Origin of the sequence: Companilactobacillus musae (genome assembly GCF_003967595.1) — a bacterium.
GTDB lineage: Bacteria > Bacillota > Bacilli > Lactobacillales > Lactobacillaceae > Companilactobacillus > Companilactobacillus musae.
Genome location: NZ_BIFW01000001.1, coordinates 492,097 through 509,954, shown reverse-complemented (window position 1 = coordinate 509,954; position 17,858 = coordinate 492,097). Strand labels below are relative to the sequence as shown.

The following is a 17,858-nucleotide window of genomic DNA, read 5'->3' as shown; positions in this document are numbered from 1 at the left end:
ATGAGTAAAGAAATGGTTGAGGCCCTTGATGCGCTTGAGAGCGAAAAGGGTATTAAAAAAGAATATGTGATTGAATCACTTGAAGCCGCTTTGGTAGCCGCTTATAAGAGAAATTACAACCAAGCTCAAAACGTTGATGTTGAATTTGACGCTAAAAAGGGTAATATACATGTTTATGCGGTTAAAGAAGTCGTTGAAGATGTAGCTGATGATCGTTTGGAAGTAAGTCTTGAAGATGCTCAACAAAAGAGCAAGGGCTATGAAGTTGGTGACCATATCAAGGAAGAGGTCACACCTAAGGACTTCGGTCGTATTGCTGCGCAGACTGCTAAACAAGTAATTATGCAACGTGTACGTGAAGCTGAACGCGATATCATTTATAATGAATATAGCCAATATGAGCACGAAATTATTCAAGGTACTGTTGAACGTAGCGATAGTAGATATGTTTACATTACTTATGGTCGTATTGAAACAGTTATGCCTAAGTCTGATCAAATGCCTGGTGAAACTTATAACTCACGTGATAGAATCCGTGTTTATGTTACTAAGGTTGAAAATGCTACTAAGGGTCCACAAGTATTTGTTTCCAGAACTGATCCAGGTTTAGTTAAGCGTCTATTTGAACAAGAAGTTCCTGAAATTTATGATGGAACAGTTGAAATTGTTTCAATTGCTCGTGAAGCTGGCGATAGAACTAAGATTGCTGTTAAATCAGATAATCCTGATGTTGATCCCGTTGGTACTTGTGTTGGACCAAAGGGTGCCCGTGTTCAAGCAGTCGTTGATGAATTGAATGGTGAAAATATTGATGTTGTACCTTATGTTGATGATCCAGTAGATTTCATTGCCAACGCTTTGAATCCTGCTGAAGTAATTGCAGTTCAATTTGATGAAAATGATAATAAGCAATGTATCGTTATTGTTCCTGATTATCATTTGTCATTGGCTATTGGTAAAAAGGGTCAAAATGCTCGTTTAGCAGCTAAGTTAACTGGTTATAAGATTGATATCAAGCCAGAATCTCAAGTTGAGTTTGTTGATGACAACGACCAAGACGTTGATATTAATGATGTTGAGAGTGGTAAAATCGACATTGAAAAGACTCGTGAGAATGCTGCTAATGCAGACGATGCACAAAATCCTGCAGCTTCAGATGATGCAACTGATGATTCAGACGATTCAGAAACAGATACAACTGATTCAGAAAACTAAAAAGGGGTGATGGATTTGGCAACTCGTAAGATACCCATGCGTAAAGATATTTTGACAGATAAGATGTATCCCAAAAGAGAAATGGTAAGAATTGTCAAAGATAAAGAAGGCAATATTTCAATTGATCCTACCGGAAAGAAACCTGGCCGTGGTGCTTATGTGGGTCTAGATCCAGCAGCCGTTAAAGAAGCAAAATCAAAGAAGTCGTTGGAAAAGGTATTTTCTCATGCAGTTCCGGCAGACTTTTATGATGAACTATTTGACTTTGTTGATCACCAAAGAGCCAGAATGGATCTTTTTGGAGATCTTGGGAAGAAACATTAATGAATGAATTTTTAAATTTTTTAGGTTTAGCAGTCAGAGCCAGAAAGATTATTAGTGGGACCGAATTAACTATTAATGGAGTTCGTAGTGGCGAAGTTAAATTAGTAATCATGGCTTCAGATTGTAGTGACCGGACAAAAAAAGATTTGCACAATAAGGCAAGTTATTATAATGTACCTGTGGTAGATACAATAAGTAGCGATGAATTAAAAATGGCTATTGGAAAAGACAGAAAAGTTATGGGAATAACAGATCTCGGATTTGCTAAAAGGTTAAAAGAATTTATGGACAATTAAGGAGAGTGATAGGATGGTCAAAAAAAGAATTTATACTATTGCAAAAGAAAATAGTGTTGAGAATCAAGTAGTACTCGATGCCGCTGCCAAATTAGGCATTGATGTTAAGAACCATATGTCATCAGTAGATGAAACTGCAGAAAAGAAAATTGTGGGTAACTTAAAGGGTGGTAAACCAGCTACTAGTGCTAAGCCAGCTGCTAAACCAGCACCACAACATAAGTCTGCACCTAAGACAGATGACAAGCGCGAAGGTAGTAATCATAATTCAGGTGATCATAAAACTAAGATCAAGATTACTGCTGTAAGAAGAGATGCTAATAAGGGTAAGGGTCATTTTGACCATCGTAACAACAATCACACATCCAACAGTAATCGTCCAAACAGCAATAATGGCAACAGTAACTACCATCGCTCAAGTACTGGCAATAATACTGCCAATAACAATAGCAATAGTAACAATAGAAACGATAATCGTAACTCACAATCACGTGATAACCGTAACCGTAGCAACGATAATAGAAGCAATCCTAATAATCGTAATGCTCAAAACCGTAATTCACAAAGTCGTGACAATCGTAATCGCAACAACAATAACAGACGTGATCGTTCTACTGTACAAGGTCAAGCACCACGTCCAAGACAAAGTGCTGGTAACAAGTATCTAGAACAATTTAAGACAAATATTGCAGATGCAAGTCGTATTCCTAGTCATCCAACTAGAAATAATAATAGTCGTCCTAATAATAATCACAACAATAGTGATAATGCTCATAAGAACAATCACCGTCCTAACAATGGCGAAGGTCAAAATCGCTATAACAGAAACAATAACAACAACCATAATACTAATAACCGTAATAGCAATAATAGTAACAACAATCGTAATGGTCAACAAAACAGAAGACCAAGCAATAACACAACTGCAGCAAAGGCTAAGGAAACACCAAAGTCAACTGTAGCAAATGTTAATGTTCCAAAGCCAGAATACAAGAAGGCAAAACCAACTAACAATAATCGTGACTTTGGCCACAGACAAAATCTTGCTAATCCATTTGGTAGTCGTAAGAAGAAGAAGGAACGCAAGCGTCAACAACGTCAACGTACCGAACCTAAGAAGCCAATGCCACAAAGAAAAGATCGTCCATTGCCAGAAACATTGGTATATTCAGTTGGTATGAATGCTCAAGATATTGGTAAGTTGATTCATAGAGAACCAGCTGAAATTGTTAAGAAGTTGTTCATGCTTGGTATTATGATTAACCAAAACAAATCATTGGATAAAGATACCATTGAATTGTTAGCTGAAGATTATGGTATTAAGGCTGAAGAAAAGGTACAAGAAGATGTTGCCGATATCGACAAGTACTTCGATGCTGAAGTTAATACAACTGAGAACCTTGTTACACGTCCACCAGTTGTAACTATCATGGGACACGTTGATCATGGTAAGACAACCTTGCTTGATCACTTGAGACATACACACGTTACTGCTGGCGAAGCCGGTGGTATCACACAACATATTGGTGCTTATCAAGTACGTCTAAAGGATAGATTAATTACATTCTTGGATACTCCAGGACATGCTGCCTTTACAAATATGCGTGCTCGTGGTGCTGATATTACTGATATCGTTATTCTAGTTGTTGCAGCTGACGATGGTGTTATGCCACAGACTATTGAAGCCATTAACCATGCTAAGGCCGCAAATGACCCTATCATCGTAGCTATCAATAAGATCGATAAGCCGGGTGCTAACCCTCAACACGTTACTGAAGAACTTATGAAGTATGACCTTGTTCCTGAAAGTTACGGTGGAGATACTATCTTTGTTGATATTTCTGCTAAGATGGGAACAAATATCGACGAATTGCTAGAAATGATCTTACTAGAAGCTGATGTTTTGGAATTGAAAGCAAATCCTGAACAAAAGGCTATTGGTACAGTTATTGAAGCTAAGTTGGACAAAGGTCGTGGACCAGTTGCATCACTATTGGTACAACAAGGTACACTACATGTCGGTGATCCAATCGTTGTTGGTAATACCTTTGGTCGTGTCAGAACTATGACAAACTATAATGGTAAAGATATCGCTAAGGCAACACCTTCAGAACCAGTCGAAGTTACTGGTTTGAATGATGTTCCAGAATCTGCCGATAAGTTTGTTGTCTTTGATGATGAGAAGACTGCTCGTGCAGCTGGTGAGGAACGTGCTAGTCGTGCCCTTCAAAAGGAACGTCAAAACACTAACCCTGTTACACTTGATAACTTATTTGAGACAATGAAAGAAGGAGAACTTAAACAAGTCGACGTTATTATTAAAGCCGATGTTCAAGGTTCTGCTGAAGCCATTGCCGGAAGTTTGAAGAAGATCGAGGTTGAAGGCGTTCGTGTCAATATCATTCATTCTGCTGTTGGTGCTATTACTGAAAGTGATGTTAACCTTGCTGCTGCAAGTAATGCAATCATCATTGGATTTAATGTTCGTCCAACAGCCCAAGCTAAGATTCAAGCTAAGGATGAAAATGTTGATATTCGTCTTCACAGAGTTATTTACAAGGCTATTGACGAAATCGAAGCAGCCATGAAGGGTATGCTCGAACCAGTTTACCAAGAAAAAGTTATTGGTAACTTGACAGTTCGTGAAACATACAATGTTTCTAAGATTGGTACAATCGCTGGTTGTTATGTAAATAGTGGTAAGATTCAACGTGAGAGTGGCGTAAGACTTATCAGAGATGGCATTGTTGTCATGGAAGGTAAACTTGCTTCACTTAAACGATTCAAAGATGACGTCAAGGAAGTCGGTTCAGGATTCGAATGTGGTGTCACAATCGAAAACTATAACGATATTAAGATTGGCGACGAAATTGAAGCTTACGTAATGGAAGAAGTTCCTGTTAAATAATTGATGTAAATTAAAAAATAAAGTCGGGATGTTTTATAACATTTTGACTTTATTTTTTTGGAATTATAATTTAAAAACCGTATGTACCATAAAGGGTTTCAACTATTTCTGTGATATAATCAAGCAGTGATGAATAAAAGTAATGATGGCTAATTGAGGCTGTTAATAAAAAGATTTATTAAATAATGATTTAAAGTGTAGGAGGATAACTATGGTAAAGCATCGTATAGGTCGAGTTGAACAAGAAGTTCAAAAAGAAGTTAATGATATTCTTCTTAAACGTGTTCGTGATCCTAGAGTTCAAGGCGTTACAGTAACTGGTGTCGAAATGACTGGTGATTTGCAAGAAGCAACTATTTATTACAGTATTTTGTCTGAAAAGGCTAGTGATGTAGAAAAGACTCAAGCTGGTTTAGATAAAGCTAAGGGTTTGATCAGACGTGAACTTGGTCAAAAATTAACTTTGTATAAAGTTCCAGAACTAGAATTCAAGCAAGATCAATCCATTCGTTATGGTGAAAAGATCGATAAATTGATTGCTAAATTGCATCAAGACGAAGCTAATCGTTAAAAAGTATTTGCAAAGGGTAGGTAAATCGATTTCGGTTTGCCTACCTTTTTGTTTGGAATGCTAGTAAAATTATAATGATATTATTAATGATACGGAGATTATTATGGACGGAGTAATTCCATTAAATAAAGAAATTGGTCAGACAAGTTCTGATTATGTTTATAAGTTAAGAAAATTATTACATACCAAAAAGATTGGTCATACTGGAACTTTGGATCCGTTGGTCAACGGTGTTTTACCAATTTGTGTTGGTCAGGCTACTAAATTAGTAAGTACTTTGACTGGCTCACCCAAAGAATATGAGGGTGAAATCACTTTAGGAAGATCTACTACGACTGAGGATCGTGAAGGTGAAACTGTTGAAGAGAAGAAGTTGATTAATCCATTTTCAGAAGATGATCTAAAAGATACTTTTAATAAAATGACAGGTGATTTAACCCAAATTCCACCGATGTTTTCTGCTGTAAAGGTTAATGGTAAAAAACTTTATGAATATGCTCGTGCAGGAATTGAAGTTGAACGTCCTGAACGTCACATTCATATTTATGATTTTCATATTATGGGGGAACCAATTTTTGATATTAAGACTGGCTATCAAGTTATAAAATTTCATGTTAAATGTTCTAAGGGTACTTACGTTAGGACTTTAGCTGTGGAGTTTGGAAAGTTACTTGGAATGCCAGCCTATATGTCGCAATTGACGCGAGTTAAGAGTGCTGGTTTTCCAATTGAAGAGACCTTTACTTACGGTCAAATTGAGCAAATGATGGATAATAATGATTACAGCTTTTTGAGATCAATTGACGATGTTTTAACCGATGTTCCTAAACACGAATTAACTGATGAAGAGTGGGAAGTTCGGGTCTCCCATGGTGGTTTTCTGGAGCCTGAAATTGATTCTGATAAAGAAGATAAATTGCGTGTCCAAAGAGATGGAGTAACGAAAGCGCTTTACAAGTATGATAAAGTAAGAGATATGTGGATTCCAGATTTAATGTTATTAAATAATAAGTAGAAGAGATTGAACATGCAGATTATTAAAGTGAAACATCCGTTACAGGCAGAACAGGTTCCCATTGAAGACACAGTCTTGATTATGGGGTTCTTTGATGGTGTACATCTTGGTCATCAAAAGGTTATAAGGACTGGAGTAGAGTTAGCTAAGAAACATAACTTACAGTCGGCCTTGTTGACCTTTGATCGTTCTCCTAGGACGGTATATCAACATGAAAAAGATTTTAAGTATCTTTCAACTATGGAAAGAAAAGCGGAACTAGTTAAAGATTTGGGAGTAGATAGACTTTATTTTGTTGAATTTACTGAAGAATTCGCTCAATTGAAACCTCAAGAATTTGTTGATCAATATATGATCGATTTAAAAGCTAAGTATGTTGTAGCTGGTTTTGACTATACTTATGGCAAAAAAGATATTGCTAATATGCAAACTTTGCCTCAGTATGCTCATCAAAAATTTGAAGTCGTTACTGTACCCGAACAGGTTATTAATGGACGAAAAATCGGTTCTAGTGCCATTAAACAATTTATTATTAAGGATAAGGTTGAAGAGGCTAATAAATTTTTAGGATATACTTATCAGAATCAAGGGACAGTTGTTCATGGATTACAAAGAGGTCGTACTTTGGGTTATCCAACAGCCAATTTGATAACTAAGGGGGATCAAGTAATTCCATCGATTGGTGTTTATGCTACTAGAATCAAAATTGACGGAACTTGGTATAATTCAATGACTTCAGTAGGTTATAACGTGACCTTTAAGGAAAATACTGGAATTACGATTGAAACTAATATTTTTGATTTTAATGCTGATATTTATGGCAAAAGTGTTGCCTTAGAGTGGGTTAAGTATTTACGTGGTGAAGTTAAGTTTGATGGAGCTGATGGCTTAGTAAAACAATTGGAACTTGATAAATTAAATTCGATTGCAGTTTTACAAAATAATTAATGGGTATTTTATTATATAAAAGCAGAAACAGCCTCTATTAGGACGGTATATAAAAATATATACTCGAATTTCTTAATAGAGGTTTTTCTTGTTTCTATTCAATTAATGCTACTTTTTGAAAATTTTTGCGAAATAATTATGAAAATTGAGCGTGCATACTTGACACTATTGGGATAGATTGTTATATTTTACATTGTTAGCACTCAAGTATGAATAGTGCTAAAAAGGAGGACGGTATAAATGCTATCACAACGCCAAGATGCAATCTTGAGAGAAGTCGTGCGCATATTTACAGATACCGGCCAGCCGGTTGGTTCGAAGACATTGATGAATGAATTACCTTTTCATGTAAGTTCTGCGACAATCAGAAATGAAATGGCAGTACTTGAAGAAGTTGGGTATCTTGAGAAAACCCATCTTTCATCAGGTAGAATTCCTTCAGCGATGGGATATCGTTATTATCTGGATCATCTGGTACAACCAACTAGTGTACCGCAAGATATTGCACAGAGAATTGACGATGACTTTGGTAAAACATATCATCAAATTGATGATATTATCGAACAATCTGCCAAGATTTTATCTCATCTAACTAGTTATACAGCAATCACATTAGGACCAGAGAGCAGTTCAGTTCTTTTAACAGGTTTTAGAATTGTTCCTTTGAATCCACATCAATTGATGGCAATCATTGTCACAAGTGATAATAATGTTGAGAATAATATTTATACAATCGATGATGATTTTGATACTTCATTAATTGAAAAAATTGTAAACATCGTCAACGATAAATTAGTCGGACAGCCTTTACCAAAGGTTATTAAGATGTTACATAGCGATGTACCAGCAATTCTTTCAGAGTATATGTATTCGACAGATGGTTTGTTGGATATGATGGATCAGCTCTTCAAAAAAGCTGGTGCTGAGAAGTATTATGTTGATGGACAATTGAATCTGTTGAATTATGCTAATAATGATGATTTATCGCAGGTTCAATCATTGTTCTCGATCATCAACCAAAGTACTGATTTAAGAAAACTGATTGATCCAAGTATTTCAGACGACGCTATTAAAGTTCGGCTTGGAAGTGAACTTGGGACTGATGCATTAAAAAATTACAGTATCATTACTGCTAATTATGATGTTGGCCATCACGGTAAAGGTGTCATCGCTTTATTAGGACCAACGACAATGCATTATTCACAGTTGATAGGTTTGCTTGGTGAATTCAGAGTTGAATTGGCCAAAAGATTAATTGATTATTATTCAAGGTATGATGATTCTTGAAATTTAGGAGGAAGTAATGGCAGATAATAAGAAAGATCAAGATTTGAAGACTGCTAAAGAAGCAGCTCAAAAGACTGATAAGAAGGCCGATGAAAAATCAGCTAAAAAGGATGCTAAAGTTGATCCCAAAGATCAAGAAATCAAAGATCTTAAGGCTAAAAATGATGAACTTTCGGACAATCTTTTAAGAACACAGGCTGAACTTCAAAATATGAATAAACGTCATAGTAAAGAAGTTGCTAATATCCTTAAATATGATGGTCAGAAGCTAGCAACTGAAATTCTTCCAGTTATTGATAATCTTGAACGTGCCTTAGCAGTTGATGCTGACGACGAAGCCAGCAAGCAACTCAAGAAGGGCATTGAAATGGTACAACAACATATGGCTAAAGCGCTTGCCGATAACCATGTGAAAGTTATTGATAATGCTGGTGAGAAATTTGATCCGGCAGATAGTCAAGCTGTTCAAACTGTTCCTGCTGATGATAAGCATAAAAAGGATACGGTTGTTCAAGTTCTTCAAAAAGGTTATAAGTTAGAAGATCGTGTGCTTCGTCCCGCAATGGTCGTAGTTGCACAATAAATATAGTAAGAAATAAATAAAAATTAAAAGAGGTTTAGGTTTATGTCTAAAGTTATTGGTATTGATTTAGGTACTACAAACTCTGCTGTAGCCGTTCTTGAAGGCGGTTCTCCAAAGATTATTACAAACCCAGAAGGCGCAAGAACAACTCCTTCAGTTGTTGCCTTCAAAGATGGTGAAATTCAAGTTGGTGAAGTTGCAAAACGTCAAGCAATCACTAACCCAGATACAGTTTCATCAATCAAGCGTCACATGGGTGAAGCAGGTTACAAGGTTACTGTAGCCAGCAAATCATATACACCACAAGAAATTTCAGCATTTATCCTACAACACATCAAGAAGTTCTCAGAAGACTACTTAGGTGAAAAAGTTACAGATGCTGTTATCACAGTTCCTGCATATTTCAATGATTCACAAAGACAAGCTACTAAAGATGCTGGTAAAATTGCTGGTTTAAACGTTCAACGTATCGTTAACGAACCAACAGCTTCAGCACTTGCTTATGGTCTAGATAATGATAAGGGTGACGAAAAAGTCCTTGTTTATGACCTTGGTGGTGGTACATTTGATGTTTCCGTTCTTCAATTAGGTGACGGTGTCTTCGAAGTACTTTCAACAAATGGTGATACACATCTTGGTGGTGATGACTTTGATCAAAAGGTTATCGACTGGTTAGTTGAACAATTCAAGGCTAAGAATGGCGTTGATTTGAGTCAAGACAAGATGGCTCTACAAAGATTAAAGGATGCTGCTGAAAAAGCTAAGAAGGACTTATCAGGTGTTGCTCAAACATCAATCAGTCTTCCATTTATTTCATCAGGTGCTAATGGTCCTCTTCATTTGGAAGAAACATTGACACGTGCTAAGTTTGACGAATTAACATCAGATCTTGTTGAAAGAACAAAGATCCCTGTTGACAATGCTTTGAAGGATGCAAATCTTACAAATTCAGATATCGACAAGGTTATCTTAAATGGTGGTTCAACACGTATTCCTGCTGTTCAAGATGCTGTTGCTAAGTGGACTGGCAAAGCTCCAGATCACTCAATCAACCCTGACGAAGCCGTTGCTCTTGGTGCTGCTATTCAAGGTGGTGTTATCTCTGGTGATGTTAAGGACGTTGTTTTACTTGATGTTACACCTCTATCACTTGGTATTGAAACAATGGGTGGTGTCTTCACTAAGTTGATCGATAGAAATACAACTATCCCAACAAGCAAGTCACAAGTATTCTCAACTGCTGCTGATAACCAAAGTGCTGTTGATATTCACGTACTACAAGGTGAACGTCCAATGGCTGCTGACAATAAGACTTTAGGTCGTTTCCAATTAACAGATATTCCTGCTGCACCTCGTGGTGTACCTCAAATCCAAGTTACATTCGATATTGATAAGAATGGTATCGTAAATGTTTCTGCTAAGGATATGGGAACAAATAAGGAACAAAAGATCACTATCAAGAGTTCATCAGGTTTGAGTGATGAAGAAATTGATAAGATGATGAAGGAAGCTAAAGAACACGAAGAGGAAGATAACAAACGTAAGGAAGAAGTCGATGTTAAGAATGACGTTGAACAAACATTGTTTGCAACAGACAAGACTCTAAAAGACGTTAAAGGTAAAGTTTCTGACGATGAAATCAAGAAGGCCCAAGATGCTCGTGATGCTTTGAAGAAAGCTCAAGACTCAGGTGATCTTGAAGACATGAAGAAGAAACGCGACGATTTGAACAAGATTGTTCAAGATCTTTCTGTAAAACTTTATCAACAAGCTCAACAAGCACAACAGCAAGCTGGTGGCGATAAAGGTGCTGCTGGTACAGGCTCAACTGATGATAAGAAGTCAGGCGATGACAATACAGTTGATGGCGACTTTTCAGAAGTAGATCCTGATAAAGATAAGAAATAATAATTGTGATAAAGAGCAGTGGTTTAATTACTAAAACCGATTATGGTATAGTAAGAACAATAACTGCTCTTTTGAGCGTTAAAAAGGAATAGAAGATTTTGTTCTATTACATAAAGGTGATTTAATGGCAGATAAAAATCCATATGACGTACTTGGCGTTGATAAAAACGCTTCTGACGATGATATAAGAAAGGCATTCCGTAAACTTTCAAAGAAGTATCATCCCGATTTGAATAAAGCTCCTGATGCTGAAGCAAAGTTTAAGGAAGTTAATGCAGCCTACGAAATCTTAAAAGATCCGCAAAAACGTGCACAATATGATCAATATGGTTCTGCTGGTATGAATGGTGGACAAGGTGGATTTGGTGGCTTCGGAGGCGGAGCTGGTTCTGATCAGTTCGGTGGTTTTGAAGACATCTTTAGTCAATTCTTTGGTGGCGGCGGTGCCGCTCGTCAAAATCCTAATGCCCCTAGACAAGGTTCCGATCTTCAATATCGAATGGATTTAACTTTTGAAGAAGGAGTTTTCGGTAAGAAGACTAACATTTCTTACAATCGTGAAGAGGAATGTTCAACTTGTGATGGTTCTGGTGCTAAGCCTGGAACACATCCCGAGACATGTTCTAAGTGTCATGGTTCAGGTTATGTTGAAGTCGATCGTCAAACTCCACTTGGCCGTATGCGTACAAGAGTTGTCTGTGACGTCTGCAATGGTACTGGTAAAGAAATTAAAGAAAAGTGCAATATTTGCCATGGTTCAGGTAAGGTAAATGAAAAGCATGAACTTAAAGTAACTGTTCCTGCCGGTGTTGAAGACGGACAACAAATGCGTCTTGACGGACAAGGTGAAGCCGGAACTAACGGTGGACCTTATGGTGATTTGTACATTGTCTTTCACGTTGCTCCAAGTAAGGAGTTCAGACGTGATGGATCAACTATCTATGCTTCAGTAAACATCAGTTTCCCTCAAGCAACATTGGGTGACAAAATTAAAGTTAATACAGTTCATGGTCCTGTTGAATTGAATATCCCAAGTGGTACTCAAACAGGAACAACATTTAGATTACGTGGAAAGGGTGCTCCTGTTTTAAATAGCAAGAGTATCGGTGACGAAAAAGTAACAGTTAATATCGTTACACCTCGTAAGTTGTCTAGTGAACAACGTAGTGCTTTGAAACAATTCGCTGAAGCTGGTGGCGACAAAGTTAAAGAAAAAGATAGTAACTTTTTCAATAAAGTAAGAGATGCCTTTAAAGGCGAATAAGCTTAAAAAATCGTTTTTAACTTCAAATAGGAGTTAGAAACGATTTTTTTGTTTTAGGTTCACTGTCGATTCTGGGGCCTGGGTAAATCAATATGGACACTGGAACGCTGTGGACACGATTTGAAGCCAATTGAAGTTCGTAATTGTCTTCAAGCTCGGTCTTGTTCTAGGCAATAAATTGCCAAGGACAATTTCACAGCTGAGGTCCATATTGATTTCTCCAGACCCCTTCATCTAGTTTTTTGTTAACGGAAATAAATCATATATTTAAGTCGTTAAGTACTGATTATATTTCTAGTTGGATTGATTACATAGTTAAAGTGATTGAATATTTTTCTATTATGATTAAATTAGATTTAAGAGTAACAAGTAAACAAAACAAGACATTAATCTGGAGCAACAAGAAAATGGGCTCAGTAGTGAAATTATTCTTAGTGATGGAGTCACTTAGAATAAGGCCAATCTTGAAGACTGTTGGCAAAGCCAAAAGACTTCAAGTCGTGCCCACTACGTTCCAGCCCAATTTTCTTGTTGCGAAGGACGGGAAATTTAATTAGAATCTTAAATTTCTTATAGAGTTTTGTTAGCTAGAACATCAGTGTACAATAGTGTAAAATAGAAAGAATGATAAATTTCTGATAGAAGGGAATAATTTATGGATTTAGATCTCGATAAGTTAAAAGAAAGACAAAAAAGAATTCGTAATTTCTCTATCGTAGCGCATATCGATCACGGTAAATCAACGATTGCTGATCGAATTTTGGAAAGAACTAAGACTGTTTCAAAACGTGAGATGAAAGCTCAAATCTTAGATGATATGGACTTGGAACGTGAGCGTGGAATTACTATTAAGTTAAACGCGGTAGAACTTGAATATGAAGCTAGAGATGGCAAAACTTATATTTTCCATCTAATCGATACTCCAGGACATGTGGACTTCTCCTATGAAGTTTCACGTTCTCTAGCTGCTTGTGAGGGAGCTTTGTTGGTAGTTGATGCTGCTCAAGGTGTTGAAGCTCAGACATTGGCTAATGCTTATTTGGCAATTGATAATGATTTGGAAATCGTTCCGGTCATTAATAAAATTGATTTACCATCAGCTGAACCAGATAAAGTCAAAGAAGAAATTGAAGAAACCATCGGAATTGATGCGGAATCATCTGTTTTAATGAGTGCTAAAACTGGTATTGGTGTTGATGAATTATTGGAAAGAATCGTTTCTGATGTTCCAGCACCTGAAGGCGATTTAGATAAACCTCTTAAGGCTTTGATCTTTGATTCTGTTTACGACAGTTATCGTGGAGTTGTTCTTGATGTACGTGTTCGAGAAGGCGTTGTAAAGGTCGGAGACACGATTGAATTAATGAGTAATAAGAAGACCTTTGAAGTTACAGAAGTTGGTGTAATGTCCCCTAAAGCGGTTAAACGTGATTATTTAATGGCTGGGGATGTAGGTTATATCACCGCAGCTATTAAGACAGTTAAGGATACTCAAGTTGGTGATACGGTTACTTTAGCAAATAACCCAACAGATGAAGCTTTGACGGGTTATCGTAAGAGTACACCAATGGTCTATGCTGGTCTTTATCCAGTTGATAATGCTAGATATGAAGACCTACACGAAGCTTTAGATAAGTTACAACTAAACGATGCGGCTTTGGAATATGAACCTGAAACTTCGCAAGCTTTAGGATTTGGATTCCGTGTAGGCTTCTTAGGATTATTGCATATGGATGTTGTCCAAGAACGTTTGGAACGTGATTTTGACCTTGATTTGATCACAACCTCGCCATCAGTTGATTATCATGTTACTAAAACTGACGGTGAGGAAATCATCGTTGATAATCCGGCTGAATTGCCAGATGCTACTGATATCAAAGAAATTCGTGAACCATTTGTTAGGGCTGAAATTATGGTCCCTGAAGATTTTGTTGGTCCGGTAATGGAATTGTGCCAGCGTAAACGTGGTGAATTCGTAACTATGGATTATCTAGATAAATATCGAGTAAATGTGGTTTATAAGTTGCCATTGCTTGAGATTATTTTTGATTTCTTTGATGATTTGAAATCTAATACTAAGGGCTATGCATCACTTGATTATGATGTTGATGATTATGAACCAAGTGAATTGGTTAAGATGGATATTTTGCTTAATGGCGAACCAGTTGATGCCTTAAGCTTTATCGTTCATAAAGATTTTGCTCAAAAACGTGGTCGTGATATTGTGGCTCGTTTGAAGGAAGTTATTCCTAGACAAATGTTTGAAATTCCAATTCAAGCTGCTATTGGTAATAAGATTGTCGCTCGTTCTAATGTTAAAGCTTATCGTAAGGATGTTACTGCTAAGTTATATGGTGGTGATAGAACTCGACGTGATAAGTTGTTGAACAAGCAAAAGGCAGGTAAGAAACGTATGAAGGAAGTTGGTAAGGTATCTGTACCGCAAGAAGCCTTCATGTCAGTTCTTGACCTTAACCGAGGCAAAGAAGACAGTAAATAATAGATAAGTGCTTATAATGTAACTAGTAGTTACTTTATAAGTGCTTTTTATTTTGGAGGGATTCATATGGAAAAATTCGATACGATCATTATTGGTGCCGGTCCAGCCGGATTGGCAGCGGCCTATGACCTCAAGAGTAACGGTCAAAAGGTTGCTGTTATTGAAAATAATCTTTGGGGAGGAACTTGTCCTAATCGTGGCTGTGATCCCAAAAAGGTATTCTTAAGTGGAGTTGAAGCTAGAGATCGCATAGCTCAATTACAGGGTAAGGGATTTGATGAAGTTCCTTTTGTTAATTGGAAACAGTTAGAAACGTTTAAAGAGAAATTTACTGATCCAGTATCTAAAGGTAGTCGTGATGGAGTTGTTAAAGCTGGTATTACAGCAATTGACGGTCAACCTAAGTTCATATCTGAAGGAGAACTCGTTGTTAATGGACAAGATCACTATCAAGCAGATAAATTTATTATAGCAACGGGACAACGCCCAAGTTATTTGAATATTGAAGGAAAAGAACACTTACTTTCTAGTACTGATTTCTTATCCTTAAAAAAGATGCCTGAGGATATCACGATTATTGGCGCCGGTTATATTGCCTTTGAGTTGGCAACGATTGCTAATGCCACTGGAGCAAAAGTTCATATTATTCATCATAATGACCGTCCATTGAAAGAATTCAATCAAAGTTATGCTATGGAATTGGTCAAACAGTTAGAAGAAAAAGGGATTGATTTCAACTTCAATGTTGATACTCAAGCAATTATTCAACAAACTAATGGTCAATACTTTCTTAAAGCTGATAGTTTTGAATTGAAAACTGATCTAGTTATTGGTGCAACCGGTCGAATTCCTAATGACGATTTTCTGGACTTGGAAAAAGCTAAAGTTGATTATTCTCGCCATGGTATTGTGGTTAATAATAAGTTGCAAACCACTAATGAAAATATTTATGCCATTGGGGATGTTGTCGCAACAAAGCAACCTAAACTTACACCGGTTGGTGGCTTTGAGGCCAACTATGTTAGTGACCTTATAACAGGTAAAGCTAATGATGATTTAGATTTACCTTTGATTCCAACGGTTATTTATGGCAGTCCTAAATTAGCCAAAGTAGGTGTTCAAGAAAGTGATAAGGTTGTAGATCAAGATGTAACTAGTTGGTTTACGTATAGTCACACTAATGAACCCAAAGCAAAAGTAAGAATTGTCTTGAATAAAAAAGATGAAATCATTGGTGCAACTTTATTAAGTAACGAAGCTGATAGTATGATCAATTTGTTGACGATGGCTATTAAGCGTCATATGACCCACGCCGATGTAATTAAAGAAATTATGGCTTATCCAACAGCTGCTAGCGATTTAGAATATTTGATATAGAGAATAATATTGCAAAAGATACCTCTAAAGCTTATATGACTTTAGAGGTATCTTTTGTAGCAAGTAGGAAGAAAAATCATGGCTAATAAAACTTTTCATACAGCTTTTGGTGTATATGGAATTATCGAAAAAGATAAAAAACTATTAGTAATTGAAAAAAATGGTGGTCCTTATATTAATAGGTATGATTTACCAGGAGGAAGTTTGGATCAAGGCGAAGGGTTAAGTGCAGCTGTTCGACGGGAAATATTAGAAGAAACTGGGATTAAAATAAAAGACTTTTTACAATTAGGTACAGTTGCTTTTAGATATCCATGGAAGTATCAAAGATATACATGGAATGAGCATATATGTGTATTTTATCTTGTGAAAAATTATGAAGGTAATTCCCAAAGTATGGTATCTCAATTTGTAGGACAAGATTCTTTAGGAAGTGGATTTATTGATTTAAATAATTTAAATATAAATAATAGTTCCCCATTAGTATTATTGGCCAAGAAATATATTGTTAGTGGAGTTTTTGAAACTAAAGATATTTCTTTGAATAAATGGGATGTACTTTGAATTTTATATCTACATAAAAAAGGTCTTAATGACTATAAAATCATTAAGACCTTAAAAGAAGATTAATCTTCATAACCATTTAGATGTTTAGCTTTGAAGTTCCAAGCATCACTAATAACTTTTTCAACATCATCATATTTTGGCTGCCATTTCAAAATTGTTCTGGCCTTAGTTGAGTCGGCAATCAAAGTGCTTGGATCGCCGGCACGTCTAGGACCAATCTTGGCAGGAATTTCTTTACCAGTAGCTTTTCTAGCCGCTTCCAAAATTTCTTTGTTAGAGAATCCATCTGAAGAACCAAGGTTAAAGACATCACTATCATGTCCTGCACGAAGGTATTCCATGGCCAGACGATGAGCTTCAGCTAAATCCTCAACGTGAACGTAATCACGGACGTTAGTACCATCTTTGGTATCATAATCGTCACCGAAAATTGTCAATTCATCACGTTGTCCAGCGGCAACTTGTAAGACAACCGGAATCAAATGAGTTTCAGGATTGTGATCTTCACCAATTGAACCATCTGGTTTAGCACCACCGACATTAAAGTATCTTAAAGCTACGAACTTAATGCCATAAGCGACATCACACCAGTGCATGATTTTTTCCATAGCAAGTTTACTCTCACCATAGGGGTTAGTAGGAACAGTTGGATCAGTTTCCTTGATTGGAATCTGTTTAGGCTCGCCATAAGTTGCAGCAGTTGATGAAAAGACGATATGCTTAACACCAAAATTATGCATTACTTGAAGCAATGAGATCATACCGCTAGTATTGTTATCGAAATACTTAAGAGGATCTTTCATTGATTCAGGGACGATTGAGAAGGCCGCAAAATGAATAACATCAGTGATTTTTTCATTTTGGAATAATTTAATCAAAAATTCTTTATCACGAACATCGCCTTGGTAGAATTTGGCTTTTTGATTGATAGCTTGCACGTGACCTGTGGATAGATTGTCTGCTACAATGACGTCGTAACCTAGTTCACATAAGTGATCGACTGTGTGTGAACCGATATAACCGGCACCACCTAAAACAAGAATACTCATAAAATTACCTCCAGATTCATTTATGATTCTATTATAGCTTACTTGT

15 protein-coding genes are annotated in these 17,858 nt (G+C 36.7%); 14 read left to right on the top strand and 1 reads right to left on the bottom strand.

Annotated elements, in window-relative coordinates:
• From nusA to LAB100_RS02430, 14 genes are all read left to right on the top strand, one after another.
• On the top strand, positions 1–1,215 hold the full coding sequence (gene nusA, locus LAB100_RS02495) for a transcription termination factor NusA (RefSeq protein ID WP_119326096.1): 1,215 nt from the start codon (positions 1–3) through the stop codon (positions 1,213–1,215).
• Positions 1,216–1,230: 15 nt separating this feature from the next.
• Positions 1,231–1,539: an RNase P modulator RnpM gene (rnpM, locus tag LAB100_RS02490; RefSeq protein WP_174233485.1), complete on the top strand. Its 309-nt coding sequence runs from the start codon at positions 1,231–1,233 to the stop codon at positions 1,537–1,539.
• The gene (locus LAB100_RS02485) at positions 1,539–1,835 is read left to right on the top strand and encodes a L7Ae/L30e/S12e/Gadd45 family ribosomal protein (protein ID WP_119326098.1); all 297 of its coding nucleotides are present in this window, start codon (positions 1,539–1,541) and stop codon (positions 1,833–1,835) included. The genes rnpM and LAB100_RS02485 overlap by 1 nt, the downstream gene beginning before the upstream one ends.
• A gap of 13 nt (positions 1,836–1,848) precedes the next feature.
• Positions 1,849–4,743 (top strand): translation initiation factor IF-2, encoded by a 2,895-nt coding sequence (gene infB / locus LAB100_RS02480; protein ID WP_119326099.1) that lies wholly within the window; start codon positions 1,849–1,851, stop codon positions 4,741–4,743.
• Between the two features lie 211 nt (positions 4,744–4,954).
• Positions 4,955–5,314 (top strand): 30S ribosome-binding factor RbfA, encoded by a 360-nt coding sequence (gene rbfA / locus LAB100_RS02475; protein ID WP_119326100.1) that lies wholly within the window; start codon positions 4,955–4,957, stop codon positions 5,312–5,314.
• 103 nt (positions 5,315–5,417) lie between these two features.
• On the top strand, positions 5,418–6,329 hold the full coding sequence (gene truB, locus LAB100_RS02470; protein ID WP_119326101.1) for a tRNA pseudouridine(55) synthase TruB: 912 nt from the start codon (positions 5,418–5,420) through the stop codon (positions 6,327–6,329).
• Positions 6,330–6,341: 12 nt separating this feature from the next.
• Entirely contained in the window at positions 6,342–7,277 is a 936-nt protein-coding gene (gene ribF, locus LAB100_RS02465; RefSeq protein WP_119326102.1) for a riboflavin biosynthesis protein RibF, read from the top strand.
• 240 nt (positions 7,278–7,517) lie between these two features.
• On the top strand, positions 7,518–8,564 hold the full coding sequence (gene hrcA / locus LAB100_RS02460; RefSeq protein WP_119326103.1) for a heat-inducible transcriptional repressor HrcA: 1,047 nt from the start codon (positions 7,518–7,520) through the stop codon (positions 8,562–8,564).
• Positions 8,565–8,580: 16 nt separating this feature from the next.
• The gene (gene grpE, locus LAB100_RS02455; RefSeq protein WP_119326104.1) at positions 8,581–9,147 is read left to right on the top strand and encodes a nucleotide exchange factor GrpE; all 567 of its coding nucleotides are present in this window, start codon (positions 8,581–8,583) and stop codon (positions 9,145–9,147) included.
• A gap of 42 nt (positions 9,148–9,189) precedes the next feature.
• Complete coding sequence (gene dnaK / locus LAB100_RS02450) at positions 9,190–11,055, top strand: molecular chaperone DnaK (protein WP_119326105.1); 1,866 nt, start codon at positions 9,190–9,192, stop codon at positions 11,053–11,055.
• Positions 11,056–11,179: 124 nt separating this feature from the next.
• Positions 11,180–12,319, top strand: a complete 1,140-nt coding sequence (gene dnaJ, locus LAB100_RS02445) for a molecular chaperone DnaJ (RefSeq protein WP_119326106.1) — start codon at positions 11,180–11,182, stop codon at positions 12,317–12,319.
• Between the two features lie 655 nt (positions 12,320–12,974).
• Entirely contained in the window at positions 12,975–14,819 is a 1,845-nt protein-coding gene (lepA, locus tag LAB100_RS02440; RefSeq protein ID WP_119326107.1) for a translation elongation factor 4, read from the top strand.
• Positions 14,820–14,885: 66 nt separating this feature from the next.
• A complete protein-coding gene (locus LAB100_RS02435) occupies positions 14,886–16,196 on the top strand; it encodes a dihydrolipoyl dehydrogenase family protein (protein ID WP_119326108.1) in 1,311 nt (436 codons plus the stop codon).
• Positions 16,197–16,274: 78 nt separating this feature from the next.
• Positions 16,275–16,760, top strand: a complete 486-nt coding sequence (locus LAB100_RS02430) for an NUDIX hydrolase (protein ID WP_119326109.1) — start codon at positions 16,275–16,277, stop codon at positions 16,758–16,760.
• A gap of 62 nt (positions 16,761–16,822) precedes the next feature.
• Here LAB100_RS02430 and galE read toward each other — a convergent pair whose 3' ends face one another.
• A complete protein-coding gene (galE, locus tag LAB100_RS02425; protein WP_119326110.1) occupies positions 16,823–17,812 on the bottom strand; it encodes a UDP-glucose 4-epimerase GalE in 990 nt (329 codons plus the stop codon).
• Positions 17,813–17,858 lie beyond the last annotated feature (46 nt).